Origin of the sequence: Streptomyces sp. DG1A-41 (assembly GCF_037055355.1) — a bacterium.
Taxonomy (GTDB): domain Bacteria; phylum Actinomycetota; class Actinomycetes; order Streptomycetales; family Streptomycetaceae; genus Streptomyces.
Genome location: NZ_CP146350.1, coordinates 4,937,346 through 4,962,868, shown reverse-complemented (window position 1 = coordinate 4,962,868; position 25,523 = coordinate 4,937,346). Strand labels below are relative to the sequence as shown.

Sequence of the window (25,523 nt, the reverse complement as noted above, 5' to 3'; positions counted from 1 at the left end):
CTTGCTCTGGTCGACGGCATTCGCAGCGTAGCTGAGGCCGGTGGAAGTACAGCGAGGCGCACGCGTGCGTGGTCGGCCGACGAGCCCCGCCGTCGTGGCTGACTGTCGTAGGGGGCCGTGCGAAGTCGCTCGACAGTGACCAATGATGACCAACGACGACCACCAGGCCCACTAGGCCACTGCCTCTAACCGGCAAAAGCCCAGCTTACCCGGTCTTAGCTCACCATTGAGACTCCACCGACCTCGTCCATGAGCGATACTCCTTGTGCCGTCAAACGCTAGGGGGAGCCGTGGCGATCAACGTAGTGGCACGGAAACTGCTTTGGGGTAGAGCAGGCGACCAGTGTGCTATGCCCGATTGTTTCCAGTCACTCACGATCGATCTCGCCCGCGAAGAGTCAGAGATTTTGGCTGCCGCTGGAGCCGTCATTGGCGAGGAAGCCCACATTAGATCGAGTCAGCTGGACGGGCCTCGCCATGACCCCGCGTATCCAACCGAGAAGTTGGATACATACGAAAACCTGCTACTACTCTGCCCAACTCATCACACCATAGTCGACAAGAACGGTGGCTCCGAATTCTCCACAGGTAGCCTCGAAACCATTAAACGGCAACATGAGGCGCGCATAGCTCAAAGTATCGGACCTAACGGAATGCAGCGCAGAGTGATCGAGGAACGCATGACCGCAAGGGTCTTGCTATGGGAGCAGAAAATCGACCTCGACAATTGGGTCGCAACGTCAGGACAGCTCAATATGCCCGTCCCGGTTCTCACGCACGAGCGGTACAACCTCCTTCACTCTGCATCAATCTGGCTCTTCGAAAAGAAATGGCCGCGAGCATTCCCCAAGATTGTCGGAGCATTTCACAATGCCGACACCGCAGTTGGTGACCTCACATCACACGTGTCAAAGACCATGGAGCCTCGCACTGAAGACCTTTGGGAATTTGATCGAATTTACAAGCACCTCCAGCGATGGGATTCTGTTGAATATGATCGACTCTTCAGGATTACGCAGGAGGAAAAGTTCACACTGTACGGTCTAGTGATCGAAACAACTAAGGCGCTGAACTACTTGATTGACTGCATTATCGAGGAGCTGGACCCGTTCTACAGATTTGATACAGGAGTCGTCCTGATGAGGCAGGGTGACGGGCTGATACAAGCAGACCTACATCGCATCGAATACAGCAAGGAAGACGTCGAGTCCGGGCGCCTATTTCCAGGAATCGACGCCATTCGCAGACGAGTGGCTGAGATGATCAAGGGCAACGTTCACAATTACGAAGCCAGAGTCATGTTCCATCTAAACTCTGATGCGCCCGCCGAACAAGAGGTTGAGGAGCAGTAAGGATCGTTCTGCATACGCACGCCTGGTCGGCTGGCGCACCCACCGTCATGGCTGGCTGTCGTACGGCTGAGGTTCGTGCCACAACCGTGCCAGATACAGCGGTCAGCCACGGTCAACGAGGGTGTCTCGCAGTCGAGTCTGCAGCCGCCTCACCAGGAATCGAAATCCCAGGTCACCGGCATGACCTCCCGCCCTCTCTCCTAAAGCGGGTGTCGCAGGTTCGAATCCCTAGAAACCGCCCGGAACTGCTTCCGCTTATTCACGCACCGCTCGACTGCGTTGCGACGACGGTACTGGGCCTTGTCGAAGGCCGGGGCCGGCCTCCGGTTCGTCCCCGGCGCTTGCGACGAGCCCGCTGATCGTCGGGTTGCGCGATGGTGGCCTTGATCCCGCGCCGCCGCAGGTAGGCACGGTTACCGCGGCTGGAGTACGCCTTGTCGCCGCGCACCCGGTCCGGCCGGCTGCGCGGGCGGCCCGTGCCGCGGCGCCGGATGCGTAGGCCGTCCAGCACCGGGGCGAACATCGGGCTGTCACCCCGCTGACCGGGCGAGGTCAGCCAGTGCAGCGGGCGTGCCCGGTCGTCGGAGAGCAGATGGATCTTTCTGGTCAGCCCGCCCCGTGAGTGCCCCAACGCCTCGCGCCCATCTGCCTCCTCACGCGCCCCGCCCCCTTTTGCGGGTGGCCGGCCGGAGGCCTTCGCGGCGCCCCGGCCGCGTGCTGATGCGCACGGCAGGTCGTGGAGGCGATGTTCACGGCCCACTCCTGCCGGTCCGCCTGGCGAGCAAGCGCCCGTCCGGGTCGCCGGCATCCGCCTCGATCTGTAACTCCTCAAGAGCGGCCCTCCAGGTGCCGTCGGCCGACCAGCGGCGATGACGCTCGTAGACGGTCTGCCAGGGACCGTACCGTTCGGGCAGGTCAGGCCAGGGCACCCCGGTCCGGGCCCGGAACAGCACCGCGTTGATCACCCTGCGGTGATCCGCCCATTGCCCGCCCGGTTTGCCGTTGCCGGGCAGGAGAGGTTCGATCTTCTGCCACTGCGCGTCCGTGAGTTCGTGTCGCCGCACCATACGGGCGTCCTGCCCGGCCAACCACGAGATCCACCCAGCCCACCAAGAGCCATCAGAAACGGCCTAACCCGATCACTGCGATGGCGAGAGGAACCACGAAATCCGTCACGGCGGCACATCACGGCTGCCCAGTCAGTTAACGGGAACGCCGCGTCGTGCGGCCTGACAGCAGGACCAACGGCATCACAGCTCGTCAATCAACCGCGAACACATGAACATGCCCCGGCGTTCGTCCCCCACCTGTTGCCATCCCCGCAGCACCCAGCGTAACCCGCGCGGAGCAACCTCACCGCTGCTTCATCAATGACGACAGAGGGTGTCGGGTTTACGGCCGACGATGGACGTATGCGCGAAACCCCGGAAGAACTCGACAAGCTCCAGTCCCTCCTCGACTCCTCCCTCTCCGGCTCGACCGCACACCTCCGCTCGATCGTCGAGGGCCGCACCATCACGGCGGCGCAGCTCACCGGGGTCCTCACCGGCATGTGCACGCTTGCCCTCTCCACGGTGACCGCAAAGGGCGAACCGCGGATCAGCGGCGCCGACGGGCACTTCCTGCACGGCCGGTGGCACTTCGGCACGGCGCGCAACGCCGCCAAGGCCCGTCATCTCGCGGCCCGTCCGGCCGCCAGCGTCGCGTACATGCGCGGCGAGGACCTCGGCGTGTTCACCCACGGCACGGTGGAGGAGCTGAACCCCGAGGACGCCGAGACCACAGCCGACTGGCAGGAACTCCTCGCCTACTTGAAGGACTTCTACGGCGACGACGACGCCTTCGACTGGAACCGCGAGGTCGTCTACTACCGGCTGAACCCACACTGGATGACCGTCTACGCCCCCGACTTCGACAAGCTCACCGGCACGTGACGCCGGGCCCGTCGACGAGGGCCTGCACAACCGCCACACGAGGACCCAGCGTGGTGCGAGTCCGCGCATACGACCTGCGTTCCAACGCCCAAGAAGCTCTTTTCCGGGTGCAGATGCTCACCGATGACGATGCCTTGAGCGAGGCGGCAGAAGCCGTACTTGCGGACGTCACAGCCCTGCCCAAGACGGACAGCAGGCCCGAACTGGACCAGCGCAGGGTGAAGACCCGCGACGACATCAGTCGACTGGTCAGAGCGTCCAAGCGCCATCTCTGAGGCGCCTGCCAACGCGTCTGCACGCACGGTCAGTCCGGCAGAGCCGGGCGCCGGGCGGACCGCACCACAAGCGCACCAGATCAGGCGGGGAACAGCGGGGAATCACGGTGAAAGCGGCCCAGCCTGAGGAGGCAGGAACCAGGGGTGTTCCCCCAGGTCATTGCACGGACAGGCGCCAAATGCTCGCAGCTTCCCAAGCTGAGAGCGCGAGTTCGATTCTCGTCACCCGCTCCATGATGAAACCCCAGGTCAGCGGCCTGGGGTTTATTTGCTGTCTAGTCCAATTTGGGGGTTGCGTGCCCTCTGCGTGCCCTAAGTCGGGGCCGAGCGGCCATCCCCAGGGTCTCCGGGCATCACTTGCGCCACCCGACCCTCGTTCGTCTCAAATAGCGAGACGCATTTCATGTGACCCGCGCCACAGGTCGAGCAAATGGCGACCAAGTCGCTTACGCAAAGGGCCGGTTGCGCGGCGCCGGTGTGGCCGGGTGGTTCACAATGCCCGGGATGCCCACCAGGTACGACCGTTCCCGAAGGCGCCGAGCGGCAGCGCGCTGTGGTCGCCCCACGAAGAAGGGGTCGCCATGCAAGCTCCCGCAGGAGATCGGGAAGGGCTGCCGACACCATGCCACTGGAGCAGAGCGCGAAGCCGCCGCAGAGGAGGCGAGGGCTCAGGCCGACAGAGCAAGACAGCAGGCGGAACGGGAGCGACGGGCCATCCTTACTGTGGTCGCCCTCGTCACCGTGGCCGTGTTCGCCGGCCTCGGTGTCGGCATCTGGAACGGATGGAAGGACGATGAGCACGAGTCCATGTGCCAGCCACACCGGACCCAGGCACTGGCCCTGAGCGACAAGGCCCGCGCCGTGCGGATTCCCATGGTGTTCGCCGGCGACCCGAACATCAGCATCCTGCAGCTCGGGGCGGAGTTCCCCGAAGACCTGGGAAGCCTCGACGCCATCTCCGCGACCGAGCTGGACATATCCAGGGCGTACTCCGAGAAGCGGGCCTTGGCCGGGCAGGCAGCACGCGTTGTTCTCGAACACCGAGAGTGCTTCGGGGACGATTTCGCCGCCGCTGCCTCCCGGATAGAACGGGCGCCCACCGAAGTCAGACGGGTTGAGATGCCGTCGCCTGCTCACTGCGCCGACGGATGGCCGTCCACTTCAATCGGCCGACGAGGTGCGTGCTCACACCACGGCGGCGTGGTTCCGGCTCAGCCTTGGGCGACGCTGTTCTTCGGCTGATCATGTACGGCAAGTCCCGCACCAGAATCTCCGAGCGCGCAGGACTCCGACCGCGACCTTACGCAGGCACCAGGTCTCCCAGCACCTCACGAAGAGCGGTGCCTACGACCGGTCCTGCAACCGCCACCTGACGAAGGTCATCGCCCTTCATGTAGCGGTAACTCTGGGGAGGGTGGAACGTCCCCGCAGCCCGCAATGCCCCGAGTGTCACCGGTTCGTCAAAGGAAACCGGATCCTCCAGCGTCAGACCACTCGCCTGGGTCGCACCATTCATGTTCTGCAAGCCGCCTGGATGGACCTCGTACGGCGCGTGGCGCGCAGTGTTGGGGACCCTTGAAGGGTGAGCAGCCAGGCCACCGCCTTGGTCTCATAGACCTCCCGCGGGCCCGGAGCCGACGTACTCCGCCGTAGCGGTTGTAGGTCGCCCGCCGCCGACGTGGCTCCCGAGCGAGGTCTTTGTGCGTGCCTCCACGTTCGGCCCACTGCCGTCCGGGGCCGGATGGCGGGCGTGTTCGTCAGCGCGGACGACGGCGAGGAAGGCGTGGGCGAGCATGGCCAGGGTGACCCAGCGAGACCACGAGGTGAAGCGGCGGACCTGGTGCTCGTCCAGCCCGGCCAGGCCCTTTCCGGCCTGGAAGGTCTCCTCCACCCGCCATCTCGACCCGGCGACGCGGACCAGCGTGGTCAAAAGCACCGGAGTCGGCGACCAGCAGCGGTAGTAGGCCAGTTCACCGGTGGTGCGGTTGCGGCGGATCAGCAGCCGGTGGCTGCCGGGACACAGGCGGGCGCAGGAGGTCGTCGTCGACAGCCGTCTGCAGGATGGCCTTCAGCAGGCGGTACGACTTGGCGACCGTGGTGGCGCCGGTCGCCTTCAGGCGCTCGGCTCGCCACGTGCGGACGGAGGGCGGGGTGATCTCGTCCAGGTCCTTGCCGCCGAAGGTGGGCAGGATGTGCAGGCGCAACAGGCCGTCGTAGCGGTCGAGCCTGGTCGGGGCCAGGCCGCGCTCCTCCATCCACCGCACCTGGATCCCCGACCGAGTCCCGCCACCTATAGGGGCGAGATAGGCGGCGTCGGAATCCTCCGCTCGGAGCGTCACGCCGTCATGGGGCCGACGCCTGGGTCCGCACTGGTACACCGTTCTGGGAGCGTGAGTCGGTTGGCACTTTCCGAGGTTCAAAACGATGTCCGCCTGCCGGTCACCGCCGCTCAACTCGGCGTGTGGGTGGCTCAGCGGCTGGAACCGGGGAGCCCGCTGTACCAGTGCGCCGTTCACTTCGACTCCGTTCCCCTCGACATCGAGGTGCTGCGCCGGTCCGTCGTGCGAGCCGTGGCCGAGACCGAGACGCTGCGGTCCCGGTTCGGTGACGACGGCGAGGTGTTCCAGATCGTCCGTGCCGAGGTGGACGCCACGGTGGACCTGGTGGACCTGCAGGCCGAGAGCGACCCGGAGGCCGCCGCCCGCACCTGGATGGACCGGGATCTCGCCACCGTCGCCGACCTGGAGGCCGGTCCCCTGTTCCGGCACGCCCTGCTGGTTCTCTCGCACGAGCGGCACTTCTTCTACCTGCGCTACCACCACATCGTCCTCGACGGCTTCGGGCAGACCCGCTACCTGGACCGCCTGGCCCGTATCTATACCGCCCTGGCCGCCGGGGAGGAGCCCGCCCCGGCCCGCCGTCGCGGGCTCGACGAACTCGTGGCCGAGGAGCGCGCCTACCGGGGCTCCCCGCACCACGCGAGCGACCGCGACTTCCTCCTCGGCCGCCTCGCCGGGGCCGAGGAGCGCCAGACCCTCGCCGATGGTGCGGCCGGCCCGGCCCCCCGCGCCCTGCGCCGCCACACCGACCTGCCGAGCGAACTGACCGGCATGCTCACCGCGGTCGGGCACTGGCCGGCTGTGATCGCCGCCGCCACGGCCGTGTACCACCACCGGATGCTCTCCGTCGACGACGTGGTCCTGGGCATCCCGGTGGCCGCCCGTCGCACCCCGGCCGCACTGGCCACCCCGTCGATGCTCGCCAACGACCTGCCGCTGCGCGTCACCGTCACCCCCGGCATCACCTTCGCCGAACTGGTCGGCACGGTCCGCACCGAACTGGGCGCGCTGCTGCGGGCCCAGCGGTTCCGTCGCGAGGAACTGCATCAGGCCCGCGACCTCACCGGCACCGACGCCGCCCTGTTCGGCACCGCCGTCAACGCCATGTCCTTCGACGCCCGGGTCCGCTTCGGCGACGTGCTCGCCACGCCCCGTCAGCTGTCCAACGGGCCCGTGGCCGACCTGGCGGTGGCCACCTTCGGCGACCCCGCCGACGGCGAGGTCCGCCTGGAGTTCGCGGCCAACCCCGAGCTGTACTCGGAGGACGCGCTCGCAGCCCACCAGGAGCGGTTCCTGACCCTGCTCGCCTCGCTGGCCGCCGCCCCCGGTGCCCCGGTCGGCCGTGCCGAACTGCTCGACCCCGCGACCGCCGACCGGCTGCTGCACGCCCCCAACGACACCGCCAGCCAGGTGCCCGGCGGCCTCGTCGAGCTGTTCGAGCGGCGGGCCGCCGCGCGTCCCGACGCCGTGGCGCTGCGTGCCGACGAGACGCTCACCTACGCCGAGCTGGACGCCCGCGCCAACCGGCTCGCCCGTCTGCTGGCCGCGCGCGGCGTCGGCCCGGAGCGGCTCGTCGGAGTGGCGCTGCCGCGTACCGCCGGTCTAGTCGTGTCTCTCCTCGCCGTGCTCAAGGCCGGCGGCGCCTACCTGCCCATCGACCCCGAACACCCCGCCGACCGCCGGGCGATGATCCTCGAGGACGCGAGCCCCGAGCTGCTCGTCACCACCTCTGGCACCGACGTCCCGGACGGGCTGCCCACCCTACTGCTGGACACGGTGGACTGGTCCGCCGGCGACCCGGGCCCGCTCGGCCGCCCGCAGGACGGCCGGTCCACCGCGTACGTCATCTACACCTCCGGCTCCACGGGCCGCCCCAAGGGGGTCGCTCTGGAGCGGGCTGCCATGGACAACTTCCTGGCCGCGATGGCCCGCGCGGTGCCGGTCGGGCCCGAGGACCGGCTGCTCGCTGTCACCACCGTGAGCTTCGACATCGCCGTCCTGGAGATCTTCCAGCCGCTGCTGGCCGGCGCCCGCGTGGTGCTCGCGAGCCGGGACGAGGTGCTCGACCCGGACGCCCTGCGGACCGTCGTCGAGCGCGAGGCGATCACGGTCGTCCAGGCCACCCCCAGCCTGTGGCAGCCGCTGATCGAGACCCGTCCGGAGGTCTTCGCCGGGGTGCGCGTGCTGACCGGCGGCGAGGCCCTGCCGCAGTCCCTGGCCGGTCTGCTGGCCGAGCACGCCGCGAGCGTCACCAACATGTACGGCCCCACCGAGACCACCGTCTGGTCGATGACCGCGCCGGTCGAACGCGACGGCGGGCCGGTGCGGCTCGGCGCCCCGATCCTCAACACCCGGGTGTACGTGCTCGACACGGCGCTGCGCCCGGTGCCGGCCGGCTACAGCGGCGAGCTGTACATCGCCGGCGACGGCGTGGCCCGCGGCTACCGGGGCCGTCCAGGGCTGAGTGCGGAGCGGTTCGTCGCCGACCCGTACGGTCCGGCAGGGGCCCGGATGTACCGCACCGGCGACCTGGTGCGGGTCGAGCCGGACGGTGCCCTCACCTTCCTGTCCCGCCTGGACCACCAGGTCAAGGTGCGCGGCTTCCGCATCGAGCTCGGCGACATCGAGGCGGCGTTGCTGGCCCACCCGCCGGTCGAGCGGGCCGCCGTGCTGATGCGCGAGGACCGCCCCGGCGACAAGCGCCTCGTGGCCTACGTCGTCTCCCCGCAGGGCGACTCACCGGCCCTGCGCGCCCACCTCGCCGAGCGCCTGCCCGAGTACATGGTGCCCGGCGCCGTCGTGGTCCTGGACGCGCTGCCGCTGACGCCCAACGGCAAGCTGGACCGACGCGCCCTGCCCGCGCCCGTGCGGATCTCCCTGCCTGACGGGCGGGCCCCGCGCACCGAGCTGGAAGAGCGGCTGTGCGCCCTGTACGCGGAGGTCCTCGGTCTGGACTCCGTCACCGTCGACGACGACTTCTTCACGCTCGGCGGCACCTCCCTCTCGGCCACCCGCGTCGTCTCCCGCGCCGCCCGCGAGGGCATCACCGTGGCGATACGCGACCTGTTCCGGGCCCGCACCGTCGCCCGCCTCGCTCCCTCCTGCACGGCCGGGGACCGCACCGGCGGCGAGGTGCCGGTCCCGGCGCTGCCCGCGCCGCTGCCGGACGACGAGCTGGCGGCGCTGTTCGCCGACCCCGAGGTCGAGGACGTACTGCCGCTGACGCCGCTCCAGGAAGGCCTGGTGGTGCACAGCCTCACCGCCGGCCACGGCGATGAGGTCTACACCGTCCACATCGGGCTCGACCTGGCCGGCGAGGTGGACGCCGAGCGGCTGCGCGCCGCCCTCGGCACCGTCGTCACCCGCCACCCGGTGCTGCGGTCGGGGATCGTCCACGACGGTGTGAGCCGGCCGGTGCTCGTGGTGCGCCGCCGGGCCGCCGTGCCGTGGCGCGTCCACGACCTTCGGGGGCGTGCGGACGACCTCGACGCGGTGCTGCGGGCCGAGGCCGCCGAACCCTTCGACCTGGCGTTCGCGCCGCTGCTGCGCGCGGCCCTGCTGCGCCTCGACGACGGGCACCGGCTCGTGGTGACCTGCCACCACCTCGTCCTCGACGGCTGGTCGGTGCCGATCCTGCTCGGCGAGACCCTGCGCGCCTACCGGGGCGGGCCGGTCGGCCCGGAGCCCCGGCCCTACCGCGACTACCTCGGCTGGCTGGCCGGCCTCGACCACGAGCGCTCCGCCGCCGTGTGGGGCGACGCCCTCGCCGGGGTGCGTCCGACCCTGGTGGGCGGGTCCGGCGACGCCCCCGCGCAGGACGCCGTACGGCTGGAAAGCGCTCTGGACGCCGCCACCACCAGGCGACTGGAGCACACCGCACGCGAACTCGGCGTCACCGTCAACAGCCTGGTGCAGGCCGCCTGGTCGGTCGCCCTGCGCGAGCTGACCGGTCAGGACGACGTGGTGTTCGGCATCACCGTCGCCGGCCGCCCCGCCGAAGTGCCCGGTGTCGGCGAGATGGCCGGCCTCTTCGTCAACACCGTCCCGCTGCGGGCCCGTCCGGGCTCCGGCCGCACCCTGGCCGAGGTGGCCCGCGCGGTCCAGGACGACCAGGCCGACCTCCTCGCCCACCAGTACCTGCCGCTCGTCGAGGTGCAGCGGGCAGCCGGTGTCGCGGGCCTCTTCGACACCGTCGTCGCCTTCCAGAACTATCCGGTGGACCGGGACGCCCTGGACGCCGTGGCCCGGGAGAGCGGCCTGGTCGCCGGTGCGGCCGACGTCACCGACGTCAACCACTACCCGCTCACCCTCACCGCCGTGCCCGGCGAACGACTGGCCGCCCGGCTCACCTGCCGCCCCCACCTGTTCGCGCCGGCCGCCGCCCAGGTCCTCCTCGACCGGTTCAACGACACCCTCGCCCGCCTCGCCGATGCCCCCGGCACGCTGGTCGGCGAGCTGGTGCCCGACCGCGGGCCGGTCGTCGGTGAGGAGCGGGGCGACCTGGTCGAGCTGCGTGGCTTCCGGTTCGACCCGGCCGAGGTCGAGGCCGCGCTCGCGGCCCACCCCGACGTGGTGCGCGCCGCGGCCGTCGTCCGCGAGGACACCCCCGGTGAGCGCCGCCTCGTCGGCTACGTGGTGCCGCGCCGGGGTGCCACCACCGACCCGTCGGACCTGCGGGACGCCGTGGCCGCGGCCCTGCCGGACTACATGGTCCCGTCCGTGCTGGTCACCCTGGACACCCTGCCGCCGGCCGCCGGCGGCGGGATCGACCGGCGCGCGCTGCCCGTCCCGGTGATCGCCGGCACGGCCGTACGCGGTCCGCAGACCCCGCTCCAGGAGCTGCTGTGCGCGCTCTACGCGGAGGTGCTCGGCATGGAGTCGGTCGGTGTCGACGAGGACTTCTTCGCGCTCGGCGGGGACAGCATCCTCGGCTTCCGGCTGCTCAGCCGGGCCCGCGCCCGTGGCGTCTCGTTCGGCTTCCGCGACATGTTCGAGCAGCGCACCGTGGCCGCGCTCGCCGAGGTGTGCTCCGTCCACGAGCCGACGGCCGAGCCCCGGCGGATCACGCTGCCCGTCTCCGCCGAGGAGGCCGGGCGGCTGGCCGCCGAGCCCGGTGTGGAGGCCGTACTGCCGCTCTCCCCGAACCAGCAGGGGCTGTTCTTCCACCACGCCTTCGACGACACCGACGCCGACCCGTACACCCTCCAGATCGTCCTCGACTTCGCCGCTCCCGTGGACACGGCGCGGCTGGGCGCCGCCCTGGACCGGGTGCTCGGCCGGCACGAGGCGCTGCGCGCCTCTTTCCGCACCACCGAGGACCAGCGGTCGGTGCAGCTGGTGTACGAGGCACCGCGGGTGCCGGTGCGGGAGGTGGCCCTCGCCGACGACGCCGCGTTCGCCGCGCTCCTGGACGAGGACCGGGCCACCCGCTTCGACCTGGCCCGCCCGCCGCTGGTGCGGGCCACGGCGGTGCGCCGCGCCGACGGCAGCGGCGCGGTCGTCCTGACCATGCACCACATCGTGGTGGACGGCTGGTCGTTGCCGATCGTCGCGCGCGACCTGTTCACCGAGTACGGCGCCACAGAGGCGGGGGCCGTACCGGACGCCGGGGAGCGGGCCCGCTACCGCGACCACCTCGCCTGGCTCGACGGCACCGGCACCGAGGCGTCCCTGGAGGTGTGGCGGGCCGCGCTCGCCGAGGTGACCGAGCCTTCGCGGGTGGCCACCGGGCAGGGCGCCCGGGTGGTCGAGCCGGTCCGGCAGGAGCACCTGCTGACCGCAGAGGAGACGGCCGGCCTCGCCGTCGTCGCCCGCCGGTACGGCGTCACCGTCAACACCCTGGTGCAGGCCGCCTGGGCGATGGTGCTGCGCGCTCTGACCGGCCGCGACGAGGCGCTGTTCGGCGTCACCGTGGCCGGCCGTCCGGCCGAGCTGCCGGGCGCGGGCGACCTGGTGGGCCTGTTCATCAACACCGTGCCCCTGTCGGTACGGCTCGACCCGGGCGAGAGCCTCGGCGACCTCGCCGTGCGGCTCGGCCGCGAGCAGTCCGCGCTGCTCGACCACCACCACGTCACCCTCGGCGACATCCAGCGCGCCCTGGGTATGGGCGAGCTCTTCGACACCCTGCTCAGCTTCGAGAACTACCCGCTGGACCTGGCGGCCATCACCGCCTCCGCGCGGGACGCCGGGCTCGAACTGGCCGATGCCCGGGTCCGCGACGGCAGCCACTTCGCCATCAGCGTCGTCGTCGAGCCGGGCGAACGGATGCGGCTGCGGGTGCGCCACCAGCCGCAGTTGGTGGACGAGGAGACCGCGCTGGCCGCCGCCGCGGAGCTGTGCGCCGCGCTGCGCGCCTTCGCCGCCGCTCCCGAGCTGCCGCTCGGGCGCCTCGCCCGGGCCGGCGAGGAGGCGCCGGCGGACCGCTCCCAGGGGTCGTCGGCCCCGGCCGCCACGCTGCCCGAGCTGTTCGCCGCGCAGGCGGCCCGCACCCCGGACGCGCCCGCCGTGCTGGCCGGTGGCGAGACCCTCACCTACCGCCAGCTCGACCGCCGCTCCAACGCCCTGGCCGCCGAGCTGATCTCACGCGGCGCCGGGCCCGGCCGCCTGGTCGCGGTGCTGCTGCCGCGCTCGGTGGACCTGCCGGTCGCGCTGCTCGGCGTCCTGAAGTCGGGTGCCGCCTACGTGCCGGTGGACCCGGCCTACCCGGCGGAGCGGATCGCCGTCATCCTCCAGGACAGCGCTCCGGCGCTGGCCGTCACCGCCGACCCGGACCTGGCACCTGAGGGCCTGGCCACCGTGCGGCCCACCGCCGCCGAGGCCGACGCGGTCGGCCGTGCCCCCCGCCCCGAGGACGCCGCGTACGTCATCTTCACCTCGGGCTCCACCGGCCGCCCCAAGGGTGTGGTGGTCGAACACCGGGCGCTGGGCGCCTACGCGGCCCGGGCCGCCGAGGCCTACCCCGACGCGGCGGGCCTCGCCCTCGCGCACACGTCGGTGTCGTTCGACCTCACCGTGACCTGCCTGTACACCCCGCTGGTCGCGGGCGGCCGGGTGCACCTGGCCGAACTCCCGGACGCGCTGGGGGCCGAACGCCCCACTTTCCTCAAGGGCACGCCCAGCCACCTGCGGCTGCTCGACACGCTGTCCGAGGAGGTGTCCCCGTCCGGCACTCTGGTGCTCGGCGGTGAGGCGCTGCGCGGTGAGATGCTCGCCGGCTGGCGGGCCGCGCACCCCGAGGCGACCGTGGTCAACGCCTACGGTCCGACCGAGGCGACCGTCAACGTCATGGAGTACCGGATCGAGCCGGGGCAGCCGCTGCCCGACGGCCCGGTCCCGATCGGCCGGCCCTTCCCGTACGCCCGCGTGCACCTGCTCGACAGCGGTCTGCGGCCGGTGCGGCCCGGTGCCCGGGGCGAGCTGTACCTCGCCGGCGAGGGCCTGGCCCGCGGTTACCTCGGCCTGCCCGGCCAGACCTCGCACCGGTTCGTGGCCGACCCGTTCGGCCCGGCCGGGAGCCGGATGTACCGCACCGGCGACCTGGCCCGGCAGCGCCCGGACGGCACCATCGAGTACCTGGGCCGGGTGGACGACCAGGTGAAGGTGCGTGGCTTCCGTATCGAGCTGGGCGAGGTGGAGGCGGCGGCCGAGGCCGTGCCCGGCGTGACGCGTGCCGCCGCTGCCGTCCGTGGCACCGCGGGTGAAGCCCGTCTGGTCGGCTATCTGGTGGCGCCCGAGGGCGTGGACACCGCCGAGGTCGAGGCCCGGATGCGCGTCGCACTGCCCGAGTACATGGTGCCTGCCGTCTTCGTGGTCCTCGGCGAGCTGCCGCTGACGCCCAACGGCAAGGTGGACCGGGCGGCCCTGCCCGAGCCCGCCGTCACCACCGGCACCGCGACCCCTGGGGCCTGCGGCGACCTGGAGGAGCGCCTGCTCGGCCTGTTCCGGCAGGTGCTGGGCCGGGAGGACGCGGGCGTCCAGGACGACTTCTTCGCCCTCGGCGGCGACAGCATCATGTCCATCCAACTGGTGGGCCGCGCCCGGGCCGCGGGACTGAAGTTCTCCGCCCGCCACGTCTTCGAACACCGCACCCCCGCCCGACTCGCCGCCGCCCTGGCCGACCAGGCCGGAGGCAGCCCACTGGAGGAGCGCCTGCTCGGCATGTTCCGGCAGGTGCTGGGCCGGGAGGACGCGGGCGTCCAGGACGACTTCTTCGCCCTCGGCGGCGACAGCATCATGTCCATCCAACTGGTGGGCCGCGCCCGGGCCGCGGGACTGAAGTTCTCCGCCCGCCACGTCTTCGAACACCGCACCCCCGCCCGACTCGCCGCCGCCCTGGTGGAGCAGGACGGACCGGCGTCGGCCCCGCTGCCCGAACGGGGGCCGGACAACGCCCCGTTGCTGCCCTTGATGCGCCGCCTGGTCACCCGCGGCGGCCGGTACGCCCAGTACCACCAGTCGGTCACCCTGACCCTGCCGCCGACCACCCGGGAGCACCTGGCCGTCGCCCTGGGTGCCGTACTGGAGCGACACGAGAGCCTGCGGATGCGCGTCGCGGACGCGGACGGCTTCACGGTCACGCCGGTGGGCGCTGACGGGCCCGCGGCCCTCGCCGAGTCCCTGCTGACCCGGGTCGCCGTCCCCGCGGACGCCGGTGACGAGGAGCTCACCGCCCTCGTCGCCGAGCACACCGGCGCCGCCCGCGACAGCCTCGACCCGGCCGCCGGGCACATGCTGCGCGCCGTCTGGTTCGACCGGGGCGCCGGGCGTGCCGGGCGACTGCTGCTCGTCGTGCACCACCTGGCCGTCGACGGCGTGTCCTGGCGGATCATCGTGCCCGACCTCGCCGCGGCCTGGGAGGCCGTCGCCGCGGGCGGCCGGCCCGACCCGGCGCCGGTGGGCACCTCGTTCGCCCACTGGGCCCGTGCGGTCACCGCACTGCCCACCGACGACGCCGGCCACTGGCGCGAACTGCTCGCGGTGGACGACCCGTTGATCGGGCCCCGCCCCCTCGACCCCGGCCTCGACCTGCGGGGCGACGCCGGACGGCTGACCCTGCGGCTGCCCGCCGACGTGACCGGCGCGGTGCTCGCGGACCTGCCCGCGGCCTTCCACGCGGGCCCGGACGACGTACTCCTGACCGCGCTCGCCGCCGCCGTGCCGCTGTGGCGCGGCGACCGGGCCGGCCTGCTGGTGGACGTCGAGAGCCACGGCCGTCACGAGGACCTGGTCCCGGGGGCCGAACTCTCCCGCACGGTCGGCTGGTTCACCGTCGCCCACCCCGTGCGCCTCGACACCCGGGAGGCCGACCCGCGCGCCGTCCTGGCGGGCGCGGACGCCGCCGGTGACGCCCTGCGGACCGTCAAGGAGCAGCTGCGCGCCACCCCGCGTCAGGGCATCGGCCACGGCCTCGCCCGCTTCAGCGACCCGCGCACGGCGCCGCTGTTCGCGGAGCTCCCCGAGGCGCAGTTCGGCTTCAACTACCTGGGCCGTGTGAACCTGGCCGGCGCCCTCGCACCGGGCTGGGAACTGGCCTCCGTGGGCGCCGACGACGCCCCCGAAGTGCCGCTCTCCCACACGGTCGAAGTCAACGTCGCTGCGCACGAGGGCCCCGAGGGGCCGGAGCTGGTCGCCACCTGGACCTGGGCCCGCGCCCTCGTCTCCGACGCCGACGCGGCCCGCCTCGCCGACCTGTGGGGCACCGCCCTGCGCGGCCTCGCCGCCCATGGCACACGCCCGGGCGCCGGCGGCCACACCCCGTCCGACCTGATCGTCCCGCTGGAGCAGGCGGAGATACGGGAGCTGGAGGCGGACGGTGACGTGGATGAGCTGCTGCCGCTCGCCCCGCTCCAGGAGGGCCTGCTCTTCCACCACCAGTACGGCGACGGCGCCGACGACCCGTACGTTTCCCAGCTTCGCGTGGAGCTGACCGGTCCCCTGGACCGCGCCCGGCTGCGCGCCGCCGCCGCCGAGGTGCAGCGCCGCCACCCCGCGCTGCGGGCCGCGTTCCGCCGCACCTCCCAGGGCACGCCCGCGCAGGTGGTGTTCCGCGACCCCCGGCTCGACTTCACCGAGGTCGAGCTGGCCAGGCCGGGCGACCTCGACGCCGCCTGCGCGGCCGACCGCCGGCGCGGCTTCGACATCACCTGCCCGCCCCTGATCCGCTGGACGCTGGCCTCCCTCGGGGAGCGCCACACCCTCGTCGTCTCCGCGCACCACAGCATCCGTGACGGCTGGTCCATGCCGATCGTGATGCGCGAGCTGATGGCCCACTACCTGGGCGACCCGCTGCCCCGGGTCCGGCCGCACCGCGACCACCTGGCATGGCTCGCCCGCCAGGACCGTGCCGCGGCGAGCGCCGCGTGGAGCCAGGCCCTTGCGGGCCTGGACGGCGGCACCCTGCTGTCCGACGGGCCGGCCCCGGCCGGGCAGGAGCCCGGCCGGCTCGACCTCGCCGTCGACGGACTCGACGCGCAGGGCGCCGCCCGCCGCCTCGGCGTCACCGTCAACACCCTCGTCCAGGCCGCCTGGCTGCTGCTGGTGGCCCGGCTCACCGGCCGGGACGACGTGGTCACCGGCGTCACCGTCAGCGGCAGGCCCGCCGACCTGCCCGGAGCGGCCGACATGGTCGGTCTCCTCATCAACACGGTGCCGCTGCGCGCGACCCTGCGCGCCGACGAGCCGGTCGGGGACTTCGCCCGCCGGCTGCAGCTGGAGCAGGCCCGGCTGGTGGAGCACCACCACCTCGGCCTGGTGGACATCCGGCGCCTCGCCGGGCACGGCGAACTCTTCGACACGTCCATGGTGTTCGAGAACTACCCGCTGGACGTGGCGGCCCTGACGGCGGTGGCCCGCCGCGCCGGTCTGGAGGCCGGCGAGGTCGCGCACCACGCCGTCACCCACTACACCCTCGCCATGGAGGCGAGCCCCGGCCCCGACGGCCTGCGGCTGCGGCTGCACCACCGCCCCGACGTGCTCACCGAGGAGCGGATGGGGCAGCTCGCCGAACTGCTGCCCAGGCTGCTGCACACCGTCGTCGCCGAGCCCGCGACCCCGGTCGGCCGGATCTCCGGGCACACCCCTGCCTCCCGGGCGGACCTCCTGTCGCTCGGCCACGGCCCCGAGGACGCCGCGGACCCGCGCACCTGGCCCGAGCTCTTCCTCGACCAGGCCCGTCGGACGCCCGACGCGCCGGCCCTCGTCACCGGTGCACGGACGCTCACTTTCCGCGAACTCGCCGATCGGGCCGGGGCCCTGGCCCGCGTCCTCGCCGAGGCCGGCGTGGACACCGAGAAGCGGGTGGCGATCGTGCTGCCTCGCTCGGTCGAGATGGTGGTGGCCCTGCACGCGGTCGCCCTGGCGGGCGGCGCGTTCGTGCCGGTCGACCCGGCCCACCCGGCCGAGCGGATCGCGCAGACCCTGGCCGACGCCGCGCCCGAACTGGTCCTCACCACGGCCGCGACCGCGCTGCCCGGGACCGGGCTCCGCCGGCTCGACCTGGACCTGCTGGAGCTGTCCGGCGAGGGGCTCGCCCGGCCCGTCCGCCCCGAGCAGGCGGCGTACGTCATCTACACCTCCGGCTCGACCGGCCGTCCCAAGGGTGTGGTCGTCACCCACGCGGGCATCCCCGGCCTGGCCCGGGCCCAGCGCACCGGCTTCGACGTCACCGAGGACAGCCGGGTGCTCCAGTTCGCCTCGCCGAGCTTCGACGCCTTCGTCTCCGAGGTCGCCGTCACCCTGCTCGCCGGCGCCCGCCTGGTCCTCGCCTCGCGCGAGGAGCTGCTGCCCGGTGCCCCGTTGGCGCGTACCGTCGCCGAGCACGGCGTCACCCACGCCACCTTGCCGCCGGCCGCCCTGCGCGAGCTGCGGCCCGCGGACCTGCCGACCCTGCGCAGCCTGGCGGTCGCCGGTGAGCAGTGCCCGCCGCAGGTGGCCGGACTCTGGTCGGCCGGCCGCCACATGGTCAACGCGTACGGCCCGACCGAGACGACCGTGTGCGCCACCATGAGCGCCCCGCTGTCCGGGTTCGGCGTACCGCCCATCGGCACCGCCCTGCCGGGGCTCGCGGTCCGCGTCCTCGACGCGCATCTGCAGCCCGTCCCGGTAGGTGTCGTCGGCGAGTTGTACGTGTCGGGCGCGGGCCTGGCGCGCGGCTACCTCGACCGGCCGGCGCTGACCGCCGAGCGGTTCATCGCCGATCCGTTCGGCGCCCCGGGCAGCCGGATGTACCGCACCGGCGACCAGGTCGCCTGGCGCGAGGACGGGCAGCTGGTCTACGTCGGCCGTGCCGACCGGCAGATCAAGCTGCGCGGTTTCCGTATCGAGCCGGGCGAGATCGAGGCCGCCGTCGTGGCGGCCCCCGAGGTCGCCGCGAGCGCCGTCGTCGTCCGCGAGGACCGGCCCGGCGACCGCCGGGTGGTCGCCTACGCGGTGCCCGCCACGGGCGCCACGGTGGTGCCCGCGGCGCTGCGGGCCCGGCTGCGCGAGGCGCTCCCGGACCACATGGTCCCGGCCGCCGTCGTCGTCCTCGACCGGCTGCCGGTCACCGTCAACGGCAAGCTGGACCACGCCGCCCTGCCCGCCCCGCGCTACGACTCCGGCGCCGGGCGCGGGGCCGCGAGCCCCGCGGAGGAGCTGCTCGCCGGGGTCTTCGCCGAGGTGCTCGGCGTGGACCGGGCCGGGGTGGACGACTCCTTCTTCGACCTCGGGGGCCACTCGCTGCTCGCCATGCGCCTGGTCGCCAGGGTCCGCGCCGTGCTCGGCGCGGAGCTCGGGGTCCGCGAGGTGTTCGAGACGCCCACCGTCCGGGAGCTCGCCCGTCTCGCCGCCGGCGGACCGCGCCCCGCCGTCGCCGCCCCCGGTGACCTGCCCCGCCCGGACCGGCTGCCGCTGTCCTACGCGCAGCAGCGCCAGTGGTTCCTCGACCGCTTCGACGGCCCCGACACCGCGTACCACATCCCGATGGCGCTGCGTCTGACCGGCGTGCTCGACGAGGCGGCGCTCGCCGCCGCCCTCGACGACCTGGCCGCCCGCCACGAGAGTCTGCGCACCCTGATCGCCGAGGACGAGGAGGGCCCCTACCAGCGGATCGTCTCCACCGGCCTGCCGTTCGAGCGCACCGAGGTCGGTGCCGACGAGCTGGACGGCGCCCTGCGCGAGGCCATCGCCCGCCCCTTCGACCTGACGGCCGAAGCCCCCGTGCGCGCCCGGCTGTTCACGGTCGGCGCCCAGGAGCACGTGCTGCTCGTCGTGGTCCACCACATCGCCGCGGACGGCGCCTCCGTGCCGGTGCTCGCCCGCGACCTCGTCGCCGACTACCGCGCCCGCCTCGCCGGCGGGGCGCCCGAACGCCCCGGCGACGTGCCGCAGTACGCGGACTTCGCGCTGTGGCAGCGGTCGGTGCTCGGCGCGGAGGACGACCCGGACTCCGTGCTCGGCCGGCAGCTCGACCACTGGCGCACGACGCTGGCGGGGCTGCCGGAGGAGCTGACGCTGCCCACCGACCGGCCCCGCCCGGCTGCGGGACCGCACCGCGCGGGACGCCACCGCCTGGCGATCACCGCCGACCTGCACGGCGACCTGGCCCGGACGGCCCGCGAGCTGAAGGCCACCCCGTTCATGGTGGTGCAGGCCGCGCTGGCGGCCCTGCTGTCCCGGCTCGGCGCCGGCACCGACATCCCGATCGGCTCCCCGATCGCGGGCCGCTCCCACGAGGCCCTGGCCGACGTGGTGGGTCTGTTCGCCAACACCCTGGTGCTGCGCACCGACGTGTCCGGCGACCCGAGCTTCGCCGAACTCGTGGGCCGGGTACGGGAGACGGACCTGGCCGCCTTCGCGCACCAGGACGTGCCGTTCGAGCGTCTGGTGGAGGCCCTGCGCCCGGAGCGCTCGGCCGGACGCCACCCGCTGTTCCAGGTGGTCGTCGAATGGGGCGACGACGAGACCAGCGCCCTGAACGCCCTGGAGGAACTGCCGCACCTCGCCGTCGAGCCGCTCCACCTGACCATGGACGCGGCCAAGTTCGACCTGGTCCTGCACCTGCGCCCGCGGTACACCGACGAGGGCGCCCCCGCGGGCATCACGGTGGATCTGGAGTACAGCGCCGACCTGTTCGACGCGTCGACCGCGGCGAGCCTGGGCGAGCGCCTCGTCCGGCTGCTCGGCGCCGCCCTCGCCGAGCCGGCCCGGCCGGTGACCGACCTGGACGTACTCGCCGAGGACGAGCGGCACCTGCTGCTGACCGACTGGGCGCACACCCCGGCCGAGCCGTACCGGCCGATCGCCGCCAGTGACACGATCGTGCGCCGCTTCGAGGCGGCCGCCGCCGCCCACCCCGACGCCGTCGCCGTCACCGGTGAGGACGAGCGGGGCCGGGCGGGTTCCCTGACGTACGCGGAGCTCGACGCCCGGGCGAACCGGCTCGCCGCGCTGCTGCGCGAACGGGGCGCCGGGCCCGAGCAGTACGTGGCGCTCGCCCTGCCCCGGGTGCCCGACCTCGTGGTGGCCGTGCTCGCCGTCCTCAAGTCCGGCGCCAGCTATCTGCCGGTCGACCCGGCCTACCCGGCCGAGCGCGTGGCCCTGCTGCTGGGCGATACCCGGCCGGTGGTCACCGTCGGCACCCGGGCCACCGTGGCTGCCCTCGGCGGCGACGACACCTGGCTGGCCCTGGACGACGAGGGCGTCGTCGCCGACCTCGCCGGACGTGCGCCCGCCGCCCCGGCGCCGATCGCCGCGGCCGACCACGCGGCGTACGTCATCTACACCTCCGGCTCCACCGGCACCCCCAAGGGCGTCGTGGTCACCCACCGCAACGTGCTGCGCCTCTTCGACGCCACCGACCACTGGTTCGGCTTCGGCGCCGAGGACACCTGGACCCTCTTCCACTCGTACGCCTTCGACTTCTCGGTGTGGGAGCTGTGGGGCCCGCTGCTGCACGGCGGCCGGCTCGTGGTGGTCCCGCACGCCGTCAGCCGGGAGCCCGCCGCCTTCCTGGAGCTCCTCCGGCGGGAGCGGGTCACCGTGCTCAACCAGACCCCGTCCGCCTTCCACGAACTGATCCGCGCCGACGAGGAGGCGGGCGGCGCCGACCTCGCGCTGCGCTACGTCGTCTTCGGCGGCGAGGCCCTCGACCCGGCCCGCCTGCTGCCCTGGTACGAACGGCACGCCGACGACAGCCCGGTCCTGGTCAACATGTACGGGATCACCGAGACCACCGTGCACGTCACCCACCGCGCGCTGACCGCGGACGAGGTGCGCGCCGGGGTGGTCGGCGCCATCGGAGTCGGCATCCCCGACCTCGGCGTGCACGTCCTGGACGAGCGGCTGCGGCCGGTCCCGCCCGGCGTCGTCGGCGAGATGTATGTCTCGGGTGCGGGCGTGGCCCGCGGCTACGCCCACCGGCCCGGGCTGACCTCCGGCCGCTTCGTCGCCGACCCGTTCGGCGCCCCGGGCACCCGGATGTACCGCTCCGGTGACCTGGCCCGGCGCCGCCACGACGGCTCCCTGGAGTACCTGGGCCGGGCCGACGCGCAGGTCAAGGTGCGCGGCTTCCGCATCGAGCCCGGCGAGATCGAGTCGGTGCTGCTGGCGCTGGAGCCGGTGACCCAGGCCGCCGTCGTGGTCCGCGAGGACAGCCCCGGCGACCGGCGCCTGGTGGCGTACGTGGTCACCGGCTCCGCGGCCGGCCAGGTCACCGGGGCCGCCCTGCGTGAGGCGGCCGCCGAGGCGCTGCCGACGCACATGGTGCCCTCGGCGGTGGTCGTGCTCGACCGGCTGCCGCTGACCGTCAACGGCAAGCTCGACCGCAAGGCGCTGCCCGCCCCGCGGGCCGCCGTCCACGCCGAAGGCCGTGCCCCCTCGGGCCCGGCCGAGGAACTCCTCGTGGACGCCTTCGCCGAGGTGCTCGGCGTGGACCGGGTCGGCGTGGACGACTCGTTCTTCGACCTCGGCGGGCACTCGCTGCTCGCGATGCGCCTGGTCACCCGCGTGCGGGCGGCTCTGGGCGCGGAGCTCGGAGTGCGCGACCTGTTCGAGTCCCCGACCCCGGCCGCCCTGGCCCGGCGCGCCGCCGGCGTCGCGGGCACCGGCAGGGCCGCGCTGACCGCGCGGCCGCGCCCGGAGCGGGTCCCGCTCTCCCACGCGCAGCAGCGCCTGTGGCTGCTCGACCGGCTCAGCGGCCTCGACGCCGCCTACAACATCCCGATCGCACTGCGGCTGACCGGCGCCCTGGACGCCGACCGGCTGCGCGAGGCGCTCGGCGACGTGGTGGCCCGGCACGAGAGCCTGCGCACCCTGGTCGACGACCGGGGCGGCGAGAGTGCCGACGCCTGGCTGCGGGTGCTGCCCGAGGTCCTGGTCGACCTGCCGGTCGTGCGGGTGCGCGCGGAGGACCTCGACGAGCGGATCGCCGCCGGTGCCGCCGCCGGCTTCGACCTCACGGCCGACGTCCCCGTCCGGGCCCGGCTGTTCGAGCTCGGCCCCGAGGAGCACGTGCTGCTCGTCGTGGTGCACCACATCGCGGGCGACGGCACCTCCATGCCCGTGCTCGCCAGGGACCTGGCCGCCGCCTACGCCGCCCGCCTCGACGGCATGGCCCCCGACTGGGAGCCGCTGCCCGTCCAGTACGCCGACTACGCCCTCTGGCAGCGCGAGCTGCTGGGCGACGGGGCCGACGGCGCGGACGACGGCGACCGCGGCGAGACGGCGCGGCAGCTCGGCTTCTGGGCCGAGGCGCTGAGCGGACTGCCGGAGGAGCTCACGCTGCCGGTGGACCGGCCGCGCCCGGCGGTCGGACCGCACCGTGCGGGGCGGCACACCTTCGCCGTGCCGCGGGACCTGTACGAGCGCGTGGGCCGGGTGGCCCGCGAGCTGAAGGCCACCCCGTTCATGGTGGTGCAGGCGGCACTCGCGGCCCTGCTGTCCCGGCTCGGCGCCGGCACCGACATCCCGCTCGGCTCGCCCGTGGTCTCCCGCCCCGACGAGGCCCTCGCCGACGTGGTCGGCTTCTTCGTCAACACCCTGGTGCTGCGCACCGACGTGTCCGGCGACCCGAGCTTCGCGGAACTGGTCGACCGGGTACGCGAGTTCGACCTGGCCGCCTTCGCCCACCAGGACGTGCCGTTCGAGCGTCTGGTGGAGGCGCTGCGCCCGGAGCGCTCCGCCGCCCGGCACCCGCTGTTCCAGGTGGCGCTCAGCCTGGACAGCGCCGGCGGTACGGCCCTGGCCGAGGTCGCCGGGATGCCCGGCCTCACGGTCGAGCCGCGCCCGGTGGCGCCCTCGGTCGCCAAGTTCGACCTCACCTTCACCCTGACCGAACGGATCGGCGACCACGGCAGGCCGGTCGACTGGAACGGTTCCGTCGAGTACAGCGCCGACATGTTCGACGCCGGCACGGTGAGCCTGATGGCCCGCCGTCTGGTGCGGCTCCTGGACGTCCTGACCGACCGGCCCGAGGTCCCGGTCTCCGCCCACGACGTGCTGGTGGACGGGGAGCGCGAGCACATTCTCGGCAGCTGGCTGGAGAACGCCGCCCCGGTGGCCCCGGCGAGCCTGCCCGAGGCGATCTCCCGCCGGGCGGCCGAGCACCCGGACGCGCCCGCCGTCACCTTCGCCGGCACCACCCTCACGTACGCCGAACTGGACGCGCGGGCCAACCGGTTCGCGCACGCCCTGCTGGCCCGGGGAGTCACCCCCGAGGCGCGGATCGGCGTCCTGATGGAGCGCTCGGAGGCCCTGGCCGTCGCCCTGCTCGGCATCGTCAAGGCGGGCTGCGCCTACGTGCCGCTCAGCCCGGCCAACCCCGACGAGCGCCTGGTGTGGCTCCTCGACCAGGTGCAGGCGCCGCTCCTCGTCGTCGACGAGGCGTGCCGGCGACGGGCCGAAGGCCTGGACGTCCGGGCCGGGCTGGTGCACGCCGAGGCGGACCTCTCGGCCCTGCCCGCCGAGGCACCCGCCGTGCCGGTGGCCCCGGAGCAGCTCGCGTACCTGATGTTCACCTCCGGCTCCAGCGGCCTGCCCAAGGGTGTCGCCATCTGCCACGGGGACATCGTCCAGCTCGCCGCCGACCGCTGCTGGGACGGCGTCACCGACCGGGTGCCGCTGCACTCCCCGCACGCCTGGGACGCCGCCGTCCTGGAGTTCTGGGTGCCGCTGCTGCGCGGCGGCGAGGTCCTCGTGGCCCCGCCCGGCGACTTGGACGTCACGGACCTGAGGGCACTGATCGCGGACTCCGGGATCACCTCGCTGTTCCTGACCGCCGGTCTCTTCCGGGTGCTCGCCCAGGAGATCCCGGAGGCGTTCGCCGCCGTGCGCCAGGTCGCCACCGGCGGTGACGTGGTCTCGGGGGCGGCCGTGCGCCGCGTCCTGGAGCACGCCCCCGGCCTGCGGGTCGTCAACGCCTACGGGCCCACCGAGGTCACCGTGATGGCGCTGTCCCACCGCGTCGACCCGGACGCGCTCGACCCCCGCTCGCACAGCGTCCCGATCGGCCGCTCCCTGGACGCCATGCGCCACTACATCCTGGACGACGCGCTGCGGCCGGTGCCGCCGGGCGTCACCGGCGAGCTGTACGCGGCCGGTTCGGGTCTGGCCCGCTGCTACTGGAACCGCCCGGACCTCACCTCCGACCGGTTCGTCGCCGACCCGTACGGTCCGCCCGGCACCCGGATGTACCGCACGGGCGACCTGGCCCGCTGGACGGCGGACGGCCTGGTCGAGTTCGCCGGGCGTGCCGACGAGCAGGTCAAGCTGCGCGGCTTCCGCATCGAGCTCGGCGAGGTCGAGTCGGCGCTCGCCGCGGGACCCGGGGTGACCGCCTGCGCGGTGATCGTCCGCGAGGACCGGCCGGGCGACAAGCGCCTGGTCGCCTACACCGTGGCGGGCGACGGCTACGACCGGGCCGCGCTCGGCGCCCACCTGGGCCGCACCCTGCCCGACTACATGGTGCCCGCGGCGATCGTCGAACTGACCGAGCTGCCGCTCACCGCCATCGGCAAGCTCGACCGCAGGGCGCTGCCCGCCCCCGAGTTCGGCAGCGATGGCGGCCGGTCCGCCGCGAACGCCGAAGAGGAGGTGCTGGTCCGGCTGTTCGCCCAGGTCCTCGGCCTGCCCGAGGACTCCGTCGACGCCGACAGCGCCTTCTTCGACCTCGGCGGCGACAGCATCATGGCCATCCAGCTGGTCAGCGCCGCCCGCCGGGAGGGCCTCGCGATCACGGGGGCCGACGTCTTCACCCACCGGACGGTGGCCGCACTGGCCCGGGCCGCCGCGGCGGCCCGGGAGCCCGAGGACGCCGAACCGGACGAGGCCGTCGGCGCACTGCCCGCCTGGCCGATGCTGCACTGGCTGGCCGAGCGGCGCGTCCCGGTGGACCGGTTCAACCAGACCACCGTGCTGCGCGCGCCCGCCGAACTCGACCTGGACCGGCTGCACGCCCTGGTCGGGGCGCTGCTCGCCCGCCACGACAGCCTCCGCCTGAAGGTGGCCGTCGGCGACCCGGGCGACGCCGCGACCTGGACCGTCGAGGTCCCCGAGCCGAACGCTGTGCGGGCCGAGGACCGGGTGCTCCGGGTGGCCGCCGCCGACCTCGGTGAGGTCGAACTCACCGAGGCGGTGCGCGCCCACGGCGAG

General features: G+C 73.3%; 4 protein-coding genes and 5 pseudogenes. 5 read left to right on the top strand and 4 right to left on the bottom strand.

The genetic code is table 11. The features are described from left to right. The first annotated feature begins 290 nt into the window (after positions 1–290). Entirely contained in the window at positions 291–1,352 is a 1,062-nt protein-coding gene (locus V8690_RS22990) for a hypothetical protein (protein ID WP_338781645.1), read from the top strand. 842 nt (positions 1,353–2,194) lie between these two features. Here the strand turns inward: V8690_RS22990 and V8690_RS22985 are convergent. Beyond that, positions 2,195–2,419 (bottom strand): annotated as a pseudogene (locus V8690_RS22985) (transposase); the annotation flags it as partial. Positions 2,420–2,764: 345 nt separating this feature from the next. Here V8690_RS22985 and V8690_RS22980 point away from each other — a divergent pair. The 3 genes from V8690_RS22980 to V8690_RS22970 all read left to right on the top strand — a co-directional run bounded on the left by V8690_RS22980 (position 2,765) and on the right by V8690_RS22970 (position 4,803). Next, positions 2,765–3,286 (top strand): pyridoxamine 5'-phosphate oxidase family protein, encoded by a 522-nt coding sequence (locus V8690_RS22980; protein ID WP_338781643.1) that lies wholly within the window; start codon positions 2,765–2,767, stop codon positions 3,284–3,286. Positions 3,287–3,336: 50 nt separating this feature from the next. Then, positions 3,337–3,561, top strand: coding sequence for a hypothetical protein (locus tag V8690_RS22975; RefSeq protein WP_338781641.1), 225 nt, complete (start codon positions 3,337–3,339; stop codon positions 3,559–3,561). Positions 3,562–4,284: 723 nt separating this feature from the next. Beyond that, on the top strand, positions 4,285–4,803 hold the full coding sequence (locus V8690_RS22970) for a hypothetical protein (protein ID WP_338781638.1): 519 nt from the start codon (positions 4,285–4,287) through the stop codon (positions 4,801–4,803). A gap of 383 nt (positions 4,804–5,186) precedes the next feature. On the opposite strand, the pseudogene V8690_RS22965 reads toward V8690_RS22970, so the two are convergent. The 3 pseudogenes from V8690_RS22965 to V8690_RS22955 form a co-directional block, all read right to left on the bottom strand. Next, positions 5,187–5,297 (bottom strand): annotated as a pseudogene (locus V8690_RS22965) (Mobile element protein); the annotation flags it as partial. Next, positions 5,291–5,578: pseudogene (locus V8690_RS22960) on the bottom strand (IS701 family transposase); the annotation flags it as partial. The pseudogenes V8690_RS22960 and V8690_RS22965, both read right to left, overlap by 7 nt. Before the next feature lie 10 nt (positions 5,579–5,588). Then, positions 5,589–5,825: pseudogene (locus V8690_RS22955) on the bottom strand (site-specific integrase); the annotation flags it as partial. An 81-nt stretch (positions 5,826–5,906) separates the two neighbouring features. Between V8690_RS22955 and V8690_RS22950 the strand changes: the two are divergent. After that, positions 5,907–25,097 (top strand): annotated as a pseudogene (locus V8690_RS22950) (amino acid adenylation domain-containing protein); the annotation flags it as partial. Positions 25,098–25,523 lie beyond the last annotated feature (426 nt).

What these genes read in the sequence shown, in the direction of transcription:
- V8690_RS22980 (WP_338781643.1), top strand. Translation starts at nt 2,765, where the DNA reads ATGCGCGAAACCCCGGAAGAACTCGACAAGCTCCAGTCCCTCCTCGAC.